The sequence below is a fragment of the Ralstonia sp. 25C genome (assembly GCF_051904805.1).
Taxonomy (GTDB): Bacteria; Pseudomonadota; Gammaproteobacteria; order Burkholderiales; family Burkholderiaceae; genus Ralstonia.
This window is the reverse complement of record NZ_CP196738.1, coordinates 1,991,685-2,008,236: the sequence shown is the minus strand read 5'-3', so window position 1 is coordinate 2,008,236 and position 16,552 is coordinate 1,991,685. Positions and strand designations below refer to the sequence as shown.

Below are 16,552 nucleotides of genomic sequence, written 5' to 3'. Positions count from 1 at the left end.
TTTAGTTTTGCTACTCTTGTTGGACGCGTGATACTTGCTACGGATAGAACCTATCAGCGCACATTTTGTCAGCCATACAAACATCGAATGGATATTTCCAATCCGCTGGAAATTTCGAATGCCCTGGTCCGTAGCTTGACGCTATAGCTTTGATTTGTTTGCCTGACATGAATGCGAGCCAGAGTACGGCAGGACGGTCGCTTGTTATGTCGTACGGCTCAACCAGTACCTGGATTTTGTATAAAGCATCATGATCCTTTCTGTACAGGGTGTCGTCTTGCCAGTCAACCTCGACTGTTAGACCGGGGTGCCACTTGGCAGGTAAGCCAACCGATCCAGCGACGCTAGTGCCTCCGGCATGATTTCGCATACTCCCAGCCCATACGCCGTTCACGTAGACGACGCCGAGCCCTTCATCCGTGTAGTTGAGCACCTGGACCTGCAGACCAAGACCTTCATCCGGCGAGGCCGCTTGTGCCTGCTGTGAAGGTTTGCAGCCTGTGGCAACCAGCACAAACAAGAGCGTCGCCCATGCAAGCACCTTCATGATGATTCCGTTGCAACGTCGGATTCCACGTATGGCTGTTGTGACTCGAGCAACCCAGCTTCAGTCAACGCTTCGGCCACGAGCCGAAAAGCTGTCGCATCGTGCGCGACTTCGCCGGCATCGAACGATTCGAGCACGGACCGAATGCACGCATGTGCCTGAGACGGTGCGCCAGCCAACGCGCCAAACCAATGCGCATTCGTCTGGATGAGTCGGAGCACGCCATCTGGGCGAGCCAGTGCGTCAAACCGGCCCATTTGCTCTCGAGTGAAAACGTAGGGGTCATCGGTCGGTTCAGGAGCGCCTTCACCGGCATGACTCACCCGCTGCAGGCTGCCGTCGCGCCGAAAATACCACCATTGCAAAGCGCCAAGAAAGCGCGCGCGTTGCGTGTCATCAAACACCTGCAGCAGTAGGTCGAGCGCGCGGGTATCCGCAAAGCGGACGATGAACGCCTCCCCTTCAGGGTCAACCGCTTTCATCTGGTAAATGAGATGCGCGTAAGGGGGGCAGGTTGATACGCTCGAATGCAGAAAGCTCAGCATCGGATTCCCCGATGTTTCGCCCAAAGCCACCTCAAGAAACGCGCGGCGTTCGATCTTGTTATCCGGAATAAGGACAACAGAAGGTGCGATTTCCGCCAAGCCCGGGGCGTCATAGCGGCCGGCATAGAGCGATTGAGATTGCAGCATAGGAAACCTCGCGTGCAGTCGTCTTGCGAAGTCCGTATCGAACGCATTGTCGATCAAGGCATATACGTCCGCGTCCGGCAGCGCGGATAGCAACGACTCTAGGGCATCGTCTGGAAAATCATCAACCCATGCCGGAGAAGCTGAGCGCGTGCGCTGAATTTGGTAACGAGTCGCCATGTCGCCAATGTTGTGTGGGTAAACGGCTGCATCAGCCATTCATGCTGGCGAGCGGATGACCACCAGCCATCGCTCGTAGCATGCATTCAACGCAAATGCTCTGCGGGAATGCCGGCAACGGATAAGTAGTATTCACCGGCCCCTCAAACTTCCGCTGCGCCGCCTTATACGTAATCGGCCCGGCACACTCGACGGTGATATTTCCCCCCTCAAGCGTGATCGACGCCCCGCCTGCGGTGGCAATGCGGATACGCTTGGCCGCCGCAAAATCCACGTTCATATTGGCCGACACCAGCTTCAGGTCTTGCTTGGCCATCAGCTTGAGCACGTCGTGCTGGGCTTGCACGTCGATGTTGTCTTGCCCGGCCGTGACCTGCAGGCCGATGTTGTTGTCGCCTGCCTTGGACAGCCCGGCTGCCACGCCGATGGCCTGACCCGCATGCATGCGCGCCTGCTTGCCGATCGCCAGGTTGGTGTCCTGGCCGCTGCCCAGGGCAATGCTTTCGCCGTTGGCGAGTTGCAGGTCTTGGCCGGCCACCATCACCAGGCCTGCGCGGCCGGCCAAGTGCGCCATGGCTTCGCCTTGGTGCGGCACCTTGCCTTGCGTGCTGGTGTTACCAGCGCTGGCGTCTTGTTTGGCAGCGTCGAGGGCCTTGCCGTCGACCATGCCCGCCGCCGCCTTGGCTTGCTTGGCCAGCGGGGCATCGTCGTTCTCGGCGGTGGCCAGCGCAGCGGTCTGGTGCGTGACGGCGCCTTGGCCGAGCGACTCCGTGAGCGATTTGGCTTGCTTGATCAGCGCGATGCCGGCGGCGTTGTCGCCGGTGGGCACGGCTTTGCCGTTGCTGGCGTCGCGGTAGGTGGTGATCAGCAGGCCGGCCTGGCCGCGCACGGCGGCGTGGCCGTCGGTACGCAGTTCGAAGCCCTGGCCGCGGAAGCTGCCGCGCCGGTTGTCTTGCTGATGAACGAGGTGGCCGAGGTTGAGCTGGCTGTGTTGCTGCGTGGTGGCGAGCTGCGTGCGCAGCTGGCCGTCGCTGTCGTCGAAGACGAGCTGGTTGTAGCCGCTGCCGCCGTGTTCGGCGCTCTTGAAGCCGGTGTGCGCGGCGGCGTTGCGGTGGCCTTCTGGCTCGGTGCCCATGCCGTGCCACGCGGGGCTGTGGCCGCCGGCCAGGTTGCCTTGCGCGCTGGTGGCGCTGTCGCTGCCTTGCTTGTAGAGCGCGGTGCTATCGCCCTGTCCGGAGGTACCCTGCCCGCCTGGCGTGGGCGCTATGCCCGCTTCGCCTTGGCCGTTGTAAAGCGAGCCGATCACGACCGGTTGGTCGATGTCGTCTTCGCTGAACTTGACGAGCACCTCTTGCCCGATACGTGGCAGCCATTGCCAGCCCATGCCGGTACCGGCTTGCCGTTGCGCCACGCGCACCCAGCGCGTGCTGCGGTCGTCTGCGCGCTCGCCCTGTTGCCAGGGAAAGCGCACGCGGATTTCGCCTGCGGGGCTGGCGTGGTGTTCGCCGTCGCCACCGGCTTGCGTCTGCCCATCGGGGCCAACGACGATGGCGCTGTGCACGCCCTGCGCGGTGGGGGTGGAGTACAGGCGGCCGGTGTCGGGTTCCACCACGGCGGTGCGCCACGGGCGGCGTGCATCGCTCGCGCGGAACAGGCCGGCATAGCCATGCGTGCGCGCGGCCTTGACCAAGTCGGCGTTGGGCGTGGTGCGTTCGATGGGGCCTTCCGCCTCTTGGAAGCCGAACACACCAGGGCCGGATTCCGGCGCGCTGGGCGGCGTGTCAAACGCCAGTGCAGCATCGAGGCCACCCAGCCGCTGCCCGAGCGCGACATGCGTATCGGCCGTCAGGTTGTTGATGCCGCAGTGCTCAACCAGATCCATCAGCAGCGGGTACGCGCCGTCCACGTCTTGCGGCAGGTGCGGGCAATCCACCACCTGCAGGCGCGTGCCGCTGCGCAGCGTGCGTACCGTGCCGCAGCCCGAGAACAACAACGCGCGCGCTTCCAGGCTTTCCATGACTTGCTCGGCAACGCGCTGAGCATTCGCGGCATCGGGCGCCAGCGACGGGCTGATCGACAGATACGCGTCGGGGCTGCCGGCGCTGTTGGCGAAGCGCGCGGGCGCATGGGCGCGCACGCTGTGCTTGCCTTCCGGGTCCCATGCGGCCACGGCAACGCCGCCGGCAGTTGTGCGGCTATGGCAGGCCAGTTGCTGGATGGCGTCGCGTTCTTCCTGGCTGTGTGCGCGGTGGAAACGGATGCCGCCGGCCGCAGCCGACTCCGTGTCTTCCGGCAACTGGGTGCTGTCAGCAAAGATCACCAGCGTGTGGCCGCCATGGGCCTGGTCGTCTTCGACCGTGGTGAAGCCCAGCCCCGCCTCGGCCAGCAGGCGCGTGACGAAGTGGTAGTCCGTCTCGCGAAACTGTGCGATGTGGGCACGCGTGCCGAACTCGCTCATGCGCGCTTCCGCGCCAGCGGCGTAACGCCACGATGCATACGGCGCGTATGGCGAGAGCATCTGTTCAACGATGTCCGCCAGCGGCCGGTTCTGGAATACCTGGCTGTGGCGCTGCTGCGTGGTCAGCCAGAACCACGGCACCACCGTCAGGCGATAGCGCGTGAGGTTGCCGTCTGCGCCGAGCTTCTCGGCCAGACGGATGAGCCCCGTGCGCTTGGCTTGCGTGCCGTCGGCTAGCGTGGTGACCAGCGTCACGCGTTGGCCCAGCAGCGATTTGAGCGCAATGCGCGCGTTGGCGCTGACGGCCACCACGCGCCACTCAAACAGCTCGGACAGCGCCTCGCGGCCAAGCCACGCTTCCACCGCCAGGTCTGCGAGCGGCCCCTCGCCTTCCAGTGTGTACAGGCGGCGCGCGGGGGAAAAGAGGTTCTGGAGAAGGGTTGTGGCGTCCATTCGCTGTCAGATGCTGCAGCGGCGGGCGGTCACGAACACCATCTCGTGAAACCGGCACGCATGCATTGGTGGGGCCGCGCAGTGCCAAGCACTGCACCGGCCTCCGCAGATGCCTCGGTTGATGAATACAACCGGGCACTCGGGCGGCTATTGCCCCTTCGGTTGATTGGCAGGCTTAGTTGCGTTTTGCGGTGACAACAATGCCGCCAGCAGGTCGGCATCCGGATCGTCCGCTGCTAATCCGCCTTTACGGGGCTTGCCGGGTTTTGCGGCCGATTGGGGCTTGGCCTTTGTCTGCACCGGTTTGATGGACGTATCGGTCGATTTTGCGACCAACTTGGCGGTTTCTGCCTTCGCCGCGTCGGTATTGCCCGATTTGACTGTCACGACTTGCTCGTTCTGATCGAGCGTGCTGGCGACGGATTTTTCATGCGCCGCGTCCTTGCTCGCCTTATCCGATGCCGATGCGTGCTCTTCAGGCGGCGCAACGTTGACGATCGTGGCGGCCTGCGGGGGCTCTGCCGACGAGGTTGTCGTGGTCGTCGAAGTGGCCGGTGCTACAGGCGTCGGTGCGGTGGCGGCCGCGTGGGCGGCCTCCGTGGCGGGCGTTTGCTTCGCTGGCGCCGCGTGTTCAGCCACCGGCAATGCGGGTTCACCGTCTTGGTTTAGCGCAACCCAGGTGCCCGCGCCCGCCAGCAGCAGCACGACGGCTGCCGCCACGCCATAACGGCGGCGCCTCGATTTTTTCGAGGCCTTGCAGTTGGCGCCAACCCGCCCTTCCAGGCTCGCCAGAATGCGCGTGTGGCCGGCCTCGTCGGTCTCGGGCTGGGAATTGAAGAGCGTTGGGGGCCCTTCTTGTTTCAAATCGCCGTTATTACTCATCACGGGTCCAGAATTGAAATAGAATGCGCGGCGAACGTTTGAATTGCAAACAGCGCCGATTCCGATAGTGGCTGCTGATTCTAAGTCTGGCCTTGCTGAAAGACAAATGATTGGCGCTGTTGATGCTTTTTTCTTTATGGTTTCTTAATATTGCCGTGCCGGGGCGTTCGATTATTACCGTTTATTAATCTTCTCGCGATCTAAATACAGATATAAATCTGGGTGAATTGACGTAGACGCCCACGCTCCTGCAGGTCGGTATGGTTTTTGTTGCTCTCGTTCTCTACTTCGTTGCCATGGTGGTGGTGGCGGCTGTAGTGCTGCTGCCTTCGGTGCGGCAGCGCTGTGCGGCCGTCCTGCGCGCGCAGTGGCACCGACTGAGCACGGGGGCGGCTGTGGTGGGGGCGCGTTCGGCGGGCTCATTGCGGGATTCGGTGGACAGCGCAACGTCGGGCGCGTCGGCGTTCAAGCAGTTTGTGGTGCGGCGCAAGTTCCTGCTGCTGGGTGGGCTGGGGGTGCTGTCGGTGCCGCCCCTGCTGGCGTTGGCGCTGCGCGAGCAGCAATCGTTCGAGTTTGACGATGACCAGGTGCGCGAGCCGGACCCACACATCTCGGCGTTGCTCAACGGCGAGCGGTTGATCCCGCCGCCGCCGTTGCCGCCCGAGGTGTTCACCACGCGTGAGGTGGAGCAGATTCGCCCGGCCATCCGCGATGCGAGCCGCGACTGGAACCTGCTCGATGCCGATTTTCGCCAGCGCCTGCTACTCGTCTACAAGATCATGCGTGACGAACACGGTTACGAGATGGCGCTGCTGGAAGGCTTCCGCAGCCCGGAGCGGCAAAGCAAGCTGGCGGCGATGGGCAGCAACGTCACCCAGGCCGGGGCGTTCCAGAGCTATCACCAGTACGGCCTGGCTGCGGACAGCGCGTTCTTCCGCGAAGGCAAGCTGGTCATCAGCGAGAAGGACCCGTGGGCCATGCGCGGCTACCAGCTGTACGGCCAGACGGCGGAATCGGTCGGCCTCGTGTGGGGCGGTCGCTGGAAGATGATGGATCTCGGCCACGTCGAACTGCGCCGCAGGGGCGTGCTCGGCACACAGCCGGCAGCAAGGCAATGACGAAAGCAATCGGACACATGGGGAACATGCAATGACACGGCCCTTCATCCTGCTGGGTGACAAGACGGACCACGGCGGCGTGGTGATCACCGCGTCAGGCAACACCAGCACCGGCGGCAAGGGCATCGCCTGTGTGGGCGACAAGGTGACGTGCCCCAAGAACGGCCATGGCGGCACGACCGTCATCGTGACGGGCGACCCGAACGTCATCATCGACGGCCGCCAGGCAGCGCGCCATGGCGACAAGACGGCCTGCGGCGCGACCCTGCTCGCGAGCCAGGGCAACACCGGCAGCATCTGACGCAGACGACATGGTTGCAAGACTCTTTCGGTCCGGGCTGACGCTGCTCGCTGTCTTTGTGGTGGTGTGGATTGCCGTCATCGTGTGGTGGCAGTCGGCCAACCGCATGCCGACCACGGCGGACATCTTTACCTACCTGCTGTTGCTGCCGCTGGGCATGCTCGTCGGCTATTGGGTGATCAAGCGTGCGGTGGAGGGCATCCGCTCCAACGTGGCCGCAGGGCGCGAGTTGTCGGCCGCCGCTCCCGCAGCCGCAAGCGCGGATGGCAAGGCCGCTGATCCGCAAGACGCCACCCGCCAATGGCGCGCCGTGCTGCTCGCCAGCGCCCTGCGCGCACCGGCCGGCAGCGATGCGGCATCCGTCGTCGAGGCGGTGCAGGCGAATACGCAACCTGGGCTGACCGACGTACAAGGCTTCGGCCAACCGATCTTTGCCGCGCCGGTGGGCGGCGTCGACATCGAAGACCTGCGCGCTGAACTGACGGAACGCCATCCCGATGTGGATTGGCTCGATGAACGTCTGCGTGCCCTGGCACTGGCTGCCCAAGTGGCGGAAGAACTGGCGGCACACGCGGTTGCGCAAGTGCCTGAAACCAGCGGGCCGGAAGCCACGCGGCTGATCATCACCGCCCTGCTCCCGCGCGACTGGACGCCGCAACACCAGGCTGCCGCCGATGGGTGGCTGCGCCAGCGCATCGCGTTGATCTGGCCGGCAGACCGGCTCACGCTGGAACCCATTACCGCCAAGGGCGATGCCGATGCGCTGCTGCTGCTCGATCGCGCCACGCAAGGCGTGAACCGCGCCAATGACGAGCGCGTGCTGCGCATGGTGGTCGTGGCCGATTCACTGGTGGGCCCGAGCGCTGTTGAGCAGTTGATGCAGCACGAGCAACTGTTCGAGCCGACGCGCTCGCACGGCCGCGTGCCGGGCGAAGCAGCCGCCGGCGTGTTGCTGTGTGCGCCAGCGGTGGCGCAAAGTTTGGCGCTCGTTCCCGCTGATGCCGATGAGGCCGCGCCGCCGTTCACGATCACCCGCGCGGGCGTGGCTCGGCTCGAGTCGCCTACCGCCGATCGCGGTCAGCCGCAATTGCAGGCGCTTGGCGATGCGGTGGGTCATGTACTCGACACGCTGGCTGCCGCGCCGGTCAAGTCCAAGCCGGATGCCCCGGCCGAGAAAGCCGAGGATGCCGCCCCGGCCGAGCCCATCACCGTGGCCGGCGTTGTGTCGGACACCGGCATACACCCGGTGCGCACCGTGGAGGTGGCCCGCGTGTTCTCTGAACGTTTTCCTGCGCTGGATTTGGCTGCGGATCTGCTGCCCATTGGCACGCCCTGCGGCTATGTGGGCGCAGCGGGCCCGCTGTTGTCCGTGGTGGTGGCGCACCAGTTGAGCCAGCAGACCGGCAAGCCGGTGCTGGCCATTACCGCCAACGACATCCAGCAGCGCGGCGCCATTGCGGTGGTGCCCAGTCTGACCTGACCCGCTTGGTCCCGATTCCGATACCGATTTCGTCTGCTCACGAGCCGAAGGCAACATGCAACGCTTCCTGAAATTCCTGACCAACACACGCACGCTATCGATTCTTGGCGTGATCGTGCTGACCATCTTTCTTCTGTTGATGGCGCAGACCTTTGAGATTGGCCTGGTCTGGGCCGGCGTCGCGCTGGGCGTGCTGCTTGCGCTGTGGCTGCTGTCGTATCTGTGGAAGCGTTGGCGCGCCCGCCAGGCCAGCAACAAGCTCGAAGGCGTGCTGGAGCAAGCCGCCGCCGACAAGACCGCCACCCCGGACAAACGCGAGGAAGTGGAAGCCCTGCGCGTGCGTCTGGCGGAGGCCGTCAAGACCATCAAGACGTCCAAGCTCGGCCAACTGTCAGGCAGCGCTGCGCTGTACGAGTTGCCTTGGTACATCGTGATCGGCAACCCGGCGGCGGGTAAAAGCACGGCGGTGCTGAACTCGGGTTTGCAGTTTCCGTTTGCCGACAAGGGCGGCGCGGTCATTCAGGGCATTGGCGGTACGCGTAACTGCGACTGGTTCTTCACCACCGAAGGCATCCTGCTCGACACGGCTGGCCGCTACTCGGTGCATGAAGAAGACCGCCGCGAATGGCTCGGCTTCCTGGATCTGCTCAAGCGCTATCGCCCCAAGGCGCCCATCAACGGCATCGTGGTGACGGTGAGCGTGTCGGAACTCACGCAGAACCGCCCTGAGTTCGCCATCAACCTGGCCAAGAACCTGCGCCAGCGCGTGCAGGAGCTGACCGAGCGCCTGGAAGTGTTTGCGCCGGTGTACGTGATGTTCACCAAGGCCGACCTGATCACCGGCTTTACGGAATTCTTTGGCGACAGCGAAAAGCATGAGCGCGACCGCGTGTGGGGCGCCACCCTGCCCTTCGAGCCGGATGCGAAGCCCGACGTGGCCGCCGTGTTCGACCAGCGCTTTGACGAGCTGTGCGACGGGCTGAAGGAGATCAGCGTGGCGCAGATCGCGCTGCACCAGAAGAACAAGCTGTCGCCGGGGCTGCTAAGCTTCCCGCTGGAATTTGCGTCGATCAAGCCGACGCTGCGCGCGTTCCTGATGACACTGTTTGATGAGAACCCGTTCCAGTACAAGCCGGTGTTCCGCGGCTTCTACTTCACCAGTGCGCTGCAGGAAGGCGCGACCAACAGCGTGTCGGCCGAGCGCATTGCGCGCCGGTTTGGCCTGTCGACAGACGGTGCCGCGCACGCGCGCGAAGTGTTTTCCAAGAACGGTTTCTTCCTGCGCGACCTGTTTTCCAAGGTGATCTTTGCTGACCGGCAGACGGTGCGGCAATTTGCCAGCCCGGCCAAGACACGCCTGCGCATCGCCACGTTCTTTGCGTTGGTGCTGGCCTTGGGCGTGATGCTGGGCGGCTGGACGTGGTCGTACATGGGCAATCGTACGCTCACGGCCAACGTGCAGGCCGATCTGGACAAGATCGTGAAGATGCAGCAGAACCGCGTGGACCTGCAGGCCCGCCTGGAAGCGCTGGACACACTGCAAGACCGCATCGAACAGCTGGAGCGCTATCGCAACGACCACCCGCTCGCGCTGTCGCTGGGCCTGTACCAGGGCGACACGCTGCAGCACAAGCTGCTCGACGAGTACTACAACGGCCTGCGCCAGGTGATGCTCAAGCCGGTGGGCGGCGCCATCGAGACCTTCCTGGGTGAAGTCAACGCGCATCCGGACCAGTTGGCGCCGATGGTGCGTCCGCCGGAAACCGGCGCGGTGATTGCCACGTCCGTCACCACGGCCACCGCCACGGTAGGCGGTGCTTCGGCAGCTTCGGGTGCGGCGGCTAACGCGCCGGCTTCGCCTAACCAAGCCACGGCTTCGACTGGCGCCAAGCGGTACACCGATGCCTCCCCCACCAACGTGGAAGACGGCTACAACGCGCTCAAGACGTATCTGATGCTGTCGGACAAGCGCCACGTGGAAGTCGCACACCTGACCGACCAGATCACGCGCTTCTGGCGCGGCTGGCTGGAAGACAACCGAGGCAACATGCCGCGCGAGCAGATGATCCGCTCGGCGGAACGCAACCTGTCGTTCTTCCTTGCCCGCGTGAACGACGACAACTGGCCGCTGCTGGAGGGCAACCTCTCGCTGGTCGACCAGACGCGCGAAAACCTGCGTCGCGTGGTGCGCGGCATGCCGGCTCGCGAGCGTGCGTATGCCGAGATCAAGGCCCGTGCCTCCACCCGCTACGCCCCGATGACGGTCGCACGCATCGTTGGCGAAACCGGTGCGGGCGTGATGGCCGGCAGCTACGCCGTGCCCGGCACCTTTACCAAGGAAGCCTGGGTCGGCTATGTGCAGCCCGCCATCAAGGAAGCCGCCAACAAGGAACTGCAGACCAAGGACTGGGTGTTGAACGTGGCCGCGCGTGACGACCTCACGCTGGAAGGCAGCCCCGAGCAGATCCAGAAGGCGCTGGTCACGATGTACAAGACCGAGTACGCGCGCGAATGGCAGCGCTTCATGCAGGGCGTGGCGATTCAGGATTTCACCAGCTTCGACCAGGCCGTCACCGGCATGAACCTGCTGGGCGATCCGACCAATTCGCCGATCCGCAAGGTGCTCGACACCGCGTATGACCAGACGTCTTGGGACAACCCCTCGATGTTCAACGCCGGTCTGAAGCAGGCCAAGACCGGTGTGCTCGGCTGGTTCAAGCAGCTCTTTGCGCGCCAGACGCCGTCGCAGGTGAACGTGAACCTGGAGGTGGGTGGCAACGCCGACGCTGGCGCGATCCCGGTGGGTCCGGTGGGCAAGGAGTTCTCCGGCCTCGCCCGCGTGGTGGTCATGCACGATGAGAAGTCGCTGCTGCGCGGCTATATGGATTCGCTGTCGAAGGTGCGCACGCGCTTCAACCAGATCAAGAACCAGGGCGACCCCGGCCCCGGCGCACGCCAGCTGATGCAACAGACGCTGGACGGCAACGGCTCGGAACTGGCTGACACGCTCAAGTATGTGGATGAGCAGATGCTGACCGGCATGACCGACAGCGAGCGCGCCACGCTGCGCCCGCTGCTGGTGCGTCCGCTGCTGCAGTCGTATGCGGTGGCAATCCGCCCGGCGACAGTGGAAGTCAACAAGGTGTGGAATGCGCAGGTGTATCAGCCGTTTGCCACCACGTTGGCCGACAAGTATCCGTTTGCGCCCAACGCCAAGATCGAAGCCAGCGCCGCCGAGATCGGCCAGGTGTTCGGCCCTGAAGGCGCCATCGCCAAGTTCGCCAATACGACCATCGGCCCGCTGTCGGTGCGCCGTGGCGACATGATCGCGTCCCGCACGTGGGGCGATCTGGGGATCGCGTTCGTGCCGGAGTTCACGACGGGCTTCACGCGCTGGATTGCGCCGCTCACGGGCGGTGCGGCCGGCGGCGGCGCGGGCGGTGCAGCAGCTGCAGCCCCGCAGACGGTGTTCCAGATTCTGCCGGTGCCGTCGCAAGGCGCCACGGAATACACCATCGAGATCGACGGCCAGCAGCTGCGCTATCGCAACACGCCGCCGCAGTGGACCAACTTCGTGTGGCCCAACCCGCAAGGCGAGCCGGGCGCGAAGGTGACGGCCACCACGTTCGACGGTCGCACGGTTGAGCTGCTGAACGAGCCGGGCCGCTTCGGCCTGGAGCGCCTGATTGCCACGGCACAGCGCAAGCGTCGTCCGGATGGCGCGTTCGACCTGACGTGGACGAAGGACAGCCTGACCGTGTCGATCAGCCTGCGCATCATCAGCAGCCCGCAGACCGGTGGCACCACGGCGTCCGACTCGCCGCAAGGCCAGGGCCTGCGCGGCCTGCGTCTGCCGACGTCGATTGCCGATGCCAGCGCTGCACAGAACACGTTGACACCGCCGGCCCCGGCGGGCACCCCGCCTGCAGGGCAAGCACCGGCCTCCACCCAAGCCGCGCGCCGCGGCACCGTTACGGAAGAGCAAGGGGGGACGGCGCAATGAGCCAGACCCAGTTGCAGCTTTCGTACTTCGGCAAGCTCCCCTCGCGCGGCGATTTCGTCAAAAGCGCCAACAACGTCCAACTGCTCGACACGTTGGACCGCTGGCTCGCGCAAGGCATGGAACTGCTGGCCGAGGCACCGGACTGGAAGACAACGTACGACAGCTGGAAGCCCGTGCAGTTTGCGTTTCTGGGCTCGCAGAGCAAGCTGGCGATTGCCGGTACGCTGATGGCCAGCAGCGATCTGTCATCGCGCCGCTTTCCGTTTCTGACGGCCGCAGCCATGCAGGTGGAGCAACCGCTCAGCTTTATCGCGCGCAGCCCGATTGCCCTGGCCCGCCTGTGGACGCGCGCCGGCCAGCAGATGCTGTCGCTCTGCCACGCAGACGACGCCACCGAGGGCTTGCGCCTGTTGGCCGAAGGTCAGCATGGTGTGGAAACGGGTGCTGGTGGCACCACCACACAATCGCACGACGCGAGCTTTTCCGATTTCATCGACTTCCAGACCGTGGCGGGCCTGGAGCAGATGCTGCGATCCGAGGGCCACAACATCCGCCTGCGCCGCACGCTGCTGGCACTCGGCACGCTGCTGCAGCCGGTGATGGCGAGTGGCTCGCCGCGGCTGGAAAAAGGCCTCACCCTGCCCTTGCCGGCAGACCCGCTGTACCGCAGCCTGGTGGCGAGCTTCTGGCTGGAGCTGGTATCGCGCTTCCTGCAGCGCGCGGACTTTGAACTCTCGCTCTTCCTGGGCGAGATCAACGGCACGGAGCGCCTCGTCATCGGCTTCAACGGCGCTTCGTCGCGCACGCTGCACAGCGTGATATCGCCACGGGTGTACGCCGAACAGAACATCAACATCGATGACCCGGAATGGGTCGACCAGCACGTCAGTGGAGAGTACGGCTTGGCGAAACTCGTGAGTTACCTGGATGAACCGCAGCTCTCGTTGCGCATGGCGGTCGATACCTTCCGCGAAGTCTTCATCGGAGAATGAACATGGGTCTGGATGCAATCAAGCGCGGCTTCCGGCCTGCAACGCTGCTGGCCAATGCCGCCCTGCTGGCGTGCCTGGGCAGCACCCTGCCCGCCTATGCTGCGCCCGGCGATGCCGCGCCGGTTGCCGGCCAGGTTGTCGCGGGCGGCATGGTGCCGGACGAAGCCACCAAGGCCGCCGTGCTGAGCAAGCTGCGCGAGCTGTACGGCAGTGCCAACGTGGTGGATCAGATCGAGGTGGGCAACGTGGTGTCGCCGCCCAACTGGTTGACCAACGTGCAGAAGATCCTGTCGCCGGCCATCAAGCAGGTCAACCGTGGCCAGCTCAACATTGACGGCACGCAGATCGCCCTGCATGGCGATGTGGGCAACGAAGCGCAGCGCCAGCAGCTCACCAGCGACATGGCCACGACGCTGGGCCAGAGCTACACCATCAAGAATGGGCTGCGCGTGGCTGCCGTGTCCGAGCAAGGGCTGCTGGACCAGACGCTGGCCAACCGGATCATTGAGTTTGAAACCGGCAGCGCCACGCTCACGCCCAAGGGCCGCGCCATTCTGGACGAAATGGCCGCCGTGCTGCCACGCCTGAACGGCCGCAAGATCGAGGTCGTCGGCCACACCGATAACTCCGGCAGCCGCGCCATGAACCTCAACCTGAGCCAGGCGCGCGCAGAAACGGTGAAGAGCTACCTGATCTCCAAGGGTGCCGAGCAAGGCACGCTCACCGCGATTGGCGTGGGGCCGGATCAGCCCGTCGCGCCCAATACCACCGATGAAGGCCGATCACGCAATCGGCGGATTGAGTTTCGGGCGAGTAAGTGACGCAGCAGAATGCGCGCCGGCGGGCGCGTTTGCGTGAGCCGTCGCCTGCTGCCCCGTTACAGCCGGGGGACGAACGGCGCGGCTCGCCCAAGATTCGGCTGGAGTACGAAGACCCCACGAGGACGCTATCCGTGCCAATTGCGGAGTTTTCTCCGTCGAAGGAGCGCGTCTGGTGGCTGTTGTGTCATCTGGCATGGGCTTGGCAGCAGCTTGCGCACTGGCTTGCCAGTTGACGGCAGGGTGTGCCGGTCGCGATCGTCAGCGGCATCATTCGCTCCGTACAGGTGGATAACGCGGCATTCAATGCCTATGAGGCGATGGGTTGGAGCGTTGACGCCAATGCGCGGCGTGCACATGACTACACCGACGATACCTCGCGAGAGGCCTACTGCCGCGTGACGCCCGTCATCATCACGCTGACTGACGATCGAGTCATCCACTTCTGCGAGTACCAAACCACGGCCCGTTGGGTTTCGTCGAATGCGCCCTACTTTGCCGGCCTGAGCGGCATGCGCGTACTTGCTGCTGGGTGGTGGGACAACGAGGTTTTCTCGGCATGGGGCATGCGTTTATCAGGGCGTCGCAAGCCGCAGACAGTCTATGTCGCAAAGCGCCCGCGAAATTTTCCCGAGTCGTTGGAGACACTCCTGTCAAGAAGGACCATGGGTACCAGTGACGCGATCGGTTTTCTCGGCTATAGCTGCGCCACGATGTTGTTGGTGGCTTTCTTTTTCGCAGCAATCGAAGGTGATCTTGAAGCGACTAGGTTCATCACGGGGGCGCTGATGGGGGCGTTCACCCTGGCGCCGCTGCTGTTCTTCGTTATCTGGCAAACGCTGACACGCCTGATGGCCGGGCCCCTGCGCCCTATCCCAGAAATGATGGCGGCTGGGCAATACGGCGAGCGCCATCTCCGCCTGCGAAGCTTCGACTTCGGCCGCTGCGAGCGCGCAGTGTTTCTCGCGCTGGAGCAGCCGCAGCAGGATTCGTCTTTGTGATCCGCCCGGGCTGCTGCCCAGCAGCAAGTCATCCAGGCACAGTCGGCTGACAAGAACACAGATGACAACGACCTCCCCTGATTCCCCCGCCGTACCGCAGGCCGCTGCGACCGAAGCCGATCGAGCAGCCTGCCTGCTTCGGCTGAACCAGTATTCGCCCGATGCGCCGGATGCCCCGGTGCCCTACAGCAAACGTCTGGCCGAAGCCGAGGGGTGGTCGACGTTGCATACGCTGACCGTCATTGAGGAGTACAAGCGTTTCGCGTATTTGGCGGTGTTTGCCGGGCATCCGGTCACACCGTCAGAGGCGATCGATGCCGCGTGGCATCTGCATCTGCAATATTCCGAAGAGTATTGGACGGTGTTCTGCGGCGAGGTACTGCGGGCGCCGCTCCACCATGCGCCGGGTGTCGGCGCGCCGGACGAAGACGATGCCTACGCGCAGCAGTATCAACAGACGCTCGACAGCTACCGAAGCCTGTTCGGCATGGAGCCGCCTCCCGACGTCTGGCCGCAACCGGTGCCCGCACAGGCAGACGGTGCGCCGGACGATCAGGGCTTCGTCGCACAGCGCCCGCACAAGGCTGTCTCGCCGACGCCTGTCTCGACCACACGCCGGATCATGCGATTCGCGTGGCCGGTGCTTGGTGTCAGCCTCATCGCCTTTACCACGCATGCGGCCTCGGATTTCCATGTTCTGAACTACTCTGGGCCGCGCTTTCTTGCGTTCTATCTGGGCGTGTGCGTGATTGCGTGCCTATCCATTAAGGCCTTGCATCGATTCGCATACCGGCGGCGACCGCAAGGAGAAGCCGGTGGCGGCACGCCTAGCCCACTGGAGCCCGACGAGGCCGCGCTAATGACGAGCGGTACGTTGCGAATGGCGCAGGTTGCGACACTGTCACTGCTCGACGCCGGCGCCATCCGCATCCTGCATCCCTCCAAGCGAAAGCGCGACCGCAACACCTACGTGGTCGCGAATGCGCAGCCAACGCCCGAGCGCCACGTGAACGCATGGACGTGGTTGACCCAGCAGAAGCAGCACCGATCACGGTGGCCGGACTTTCAAAACCGACTCGCTGACGAAGCCTCCGGCGTAACGGATCGGCTACTAGCTGCAGGATGGTTGTGGACGTCCGGCGCGATGCGGGGAACGACGCTGGCAGCATGGGTGATCCCGCTGCTGGTGCTGTGGCTTGGCGCGGTGAAGGTCTTCGTTGGCGTGGGCCGAGAGCACCCGGTGATGTGGTTGCTGGTCGAAATGGCGGTATTCGCGCTCGTCTACTGGCGCGTGACCGCGGGGCTGATCGGCGTCGGTTGTGCGGGACCCACCGCGGCAGCCGACGCCGCACTCGATGTGCAACGTCAACGTGGTCAACAAGGGGGAAGCTTGTCGGCGACCGATCTACTGTGGATGACGGCGTTTGCCGGCACCAGCGTGCTCGCCAACACGGCCTGGGCCAGATACCGCGGCATGCTGGGCGGCACCGGAATGCCCCTCAGTTCGGGCGGAGGGAGCGACACGTCGAGTAGCTGCAGTTCAGGCAGCCATGGATCGAGCAGTTGCGGATCCAGTGGCTGCGGGTCCAGCGGTTGTGGCGGTTGTTCGAGCAGCACGTAAGCGCTTGTT

Annotated in this window: 12 protein-coding genes; 8 read left to right on the top strand and 4 right to left on the bottom strand. The window is 64.4% G+C overall.

Features of this window, described 5'->3' with window-relative positions; translation table 11 throughout:
* Nucleotides 1-37 precede the first annotated feature (37 nt).
* The 4 genes from ACS7SF_RS27505 to ACS7SF_RS27490 all read right to left on the bottom strand — a co-directional run bounded on the left by ACS7SF_RS27505 (nucleotide 38) and on the right by ACS7SF_RS27490 (nucleotide 5,209).
* The gene (locus ACS7SF_RS27505; RefSeq protein ID WP_439893621.1) at nucleotides 38-547 is read right to left on the bottom strand and encodes a DUF3304 domain-containing protein; all 510 of its coding nucleotides are present in this window, start codon (nucleotides 545-547) and stop codon (nucleotides 38-40) included.
* Nucleotides 544-1,455 (bottom strand): DUF4123 domain-containing protein, encoded by a 912-nt coding sequence (locus tag ACS7SF_RS27500; RefSeq protein ID WP_439893620.1) that lies wholly within the window; start codon nucleotides 1,453-1,455, stop codon nucleotides 544-546. The genes ACS7SF_RS27505 and ACS7SF_RS27500 overlap by 4 nt, the downstream gene beginning before the upstream one ends.
* Entirely contained in the window at nucleotides 1,448-4,327 is a 2,880-nt protein-coding gene (locus ACS7SF_RS27495; RefSeq protein WP_439893619.1) for a type VI secretion system Vgr family protein, read from the bottom strand. The genes ACS7SF_RS27500 and ACS7SF_RS27495 overlap by 8 nt, the downstream gene beginning before the upstream one ends.
* A 147-nt stretch (nucleotides 4,328-4,474) precedes the next feature.
* Nucleotides 4,475-5,209, bottom strand: coding sequence for a hypothetical protein (locus ACS7SF_RS27490; protein WP_439893618.1), 735 nt, complete (start codon nucleotides 5,207-5,209; stop codon nucleotides 4,475-4,477).
* A 260-nt stretch (nucleotides 5,210-5,469) separates the two neighbouring features.
* Between ACS7SF_RS27490 and ACS7SF_RS27485 the strand changes: the two genes are divergently transcribed.
* The 8 genes from ACS7SF_RS27485 (at nucleotide 5,470) to ACS7SF_RS27450 (ending at nucleotide 16,543) form a co-directional block, all read left to right on the top strand.
* Entirely contained in the window at nucleotides 5,470-6,327 is an 858-nt protein-coding gene (locus tag ACS7SF_RS27485; protein WP_439893617.1) for a M15 family metallopeptidase, read from the top strand.
* A 31-nt stretch (nucleotides 6,328-6,358) separates the two neighbouring features.
* Nucleotides 6,359-6,628, top strand: a complete 270-nt coding sequence (locus ACS7SF_RS27480; RefSeq protein WP_439893616.1) for a PAAR domain-containing protein — start codon at nucleotides 6,359-6,361, stop codon at nucleotides 6,626-6,628.
* Between the two features lie 10 nt (nucleotides 6,629-6,638).
* Nucleotides 6,639-8,108 (top strand): hypothetical protein, encoded by a 1,470-nt coding sequence (locus ACS7SF_RS27475; protein ID WP_439893615.1) that lies wholly within the window; start codon nucleotides 6,639-6,641, stop codon nucleotides 8,106-8,108.
* Between the two features lie 55 nt (nucleotides 8,109-8,163).
* A complete protein-coding gene (tssM, locus tag ACS7SF_RS27470) occupies nucleotides 8,164-12,111 on the top strand; it encodes a type VI secretion system membrane subunit TssM (protein WP_439893614.1) in 3,948 nt (1,315 codons plus the stop codon).
* The gene (gene tagF, locus ACS7SF_RS27465) at nucleotides 12,108-13,103 is read left to right on the top strand and encodes a type VI secretion system-associated protein TagF (RefSeq protein WP_439893613.1); all 996 of its coding nucleotides are present in this window, start codon (nucleotides 12,108-12,110) and stop codon (nucleotides 13,101-13,103) included. The genes tssM and tagF overlap by 4 nt, the downstream gene beginning before the upstream one ends.
* Before the next feature lie 2 nt (nucleotides 13,104-13,105).
* Nucleotides 13,106-13,924 carry an OmpA family protein gene (locus ACS7SF_RS27460; protein ID WP_439893612.1) on the top strand — a complete coding sequence of 273 codons (819 nt, stop codon included), beginning with the start codon at nucleotides 13,106-13,108 and terminating at the stop codon, nucleotides 13,922-13,924.
* Between the two features lie 242 nt (nucleotides 13,925-14,166).
* Complete coding sequence (locus ACS7SF_RS27455) at nucleotides 14,167-14,922, top strand: hypothetical protein (protein WP_439893611.1); 756 nt, start codon at nucleotides 14,167-14,169, stop codon at nucleotides 14,920-14,922.
* A 61-nt stretch (nucleotides 14,923-14,983) separates the two neighbouring features.
* Complete coding sequence (locus ACS7SF_RS27450; RefSeq protein WP_439893610.1) at nucleotides 14,984-16,543, top strand: TIGR04222 domain-containing membrane protein; 1,560 nt, start codon at nucleotides 14,984-14,986, stop codon at nucleotides 16,541-16,543.
* The last annotated feature ends 9 nt before the right edge of the window (nucleotides 16,544-16,552 follow it).

Coding starts and splice junctions, on each gene's coding strand:
- ACS7SF_RS27505 (WP_439893621.1), bottom strand. CDS start 547: ATGAAGGTGCTTGCATGGGCGACGCTCTTGTTTGTGCTGGTTGCCACA.
- ACS7SF_RS27500 (WP_439893620.1), bottom strand. CDS start 1,455: ATGGCTGATGCAGCCGTTTACCCACACAACATTGGCGACATGGCGACT.
- ACS7SF_RS27495 (WP_439893619.1), bottom strand. CDS start 4,327: ATGGACGCCACAACCCTTCTCCAGAACCTCTTTTCCCCCGCGCGCCGC.
- ACS7SF_RS27490 (WP_439893618.1), bottom strand. CDS start 5,209: ATGAGTAATAACGGCGATTTGAAACAAGAAGGGCCCCCAACGCTCTTC.
- ACS7SF_RS27485 (WP_439893617.1), top strand. CDS start 5,470: ATGGTTTTTGTTGCTCTCGTTCTCTACTTCGTTGCCATGGTGGTGGTG.
- ACS7SF_RS27480 (WP_439893616.1), top strand. CDS start 6,359: ATGACACGGCCCTTCATCCTGCTGGGTGACAAGACGGACCACGGCGGC.
- ACS7SF_RS27475 (WP_439893615.1), top strand. CDS start 6,639: ATGGTTGCAAGACTCTTTCGGTCCGGGCTGACGCTGCTCGCTGTCTTT.
- tssM (WP_439893614.1), top strand. CDS start 8,164: ATGCAACGCTTCCTGAAATTCCTGACCAACACACGCACGCTATCGATT.
- tagF (WP_439893613.1), top strand. CDS start 12,108: ATGAGCCAGACCCAGTTGCAGCTTTCGTACTTCGGCAAGCTCCCCTCG.
- ACS7SF_RS27460 (WP_439893612.1), top strand. CDS start 13,106: ATGGGTCTGGATGCAATCAAGCGCGGCTTCCGGCCTGCAACGCTGCTG.
- ACS7SF_RS27450 (WP_439893610.1), top strand. CDS start 14,984: ATGACAACGACCTCCCCTGATTCCCCCGCCGTACCGCAGGCCGCTGCG.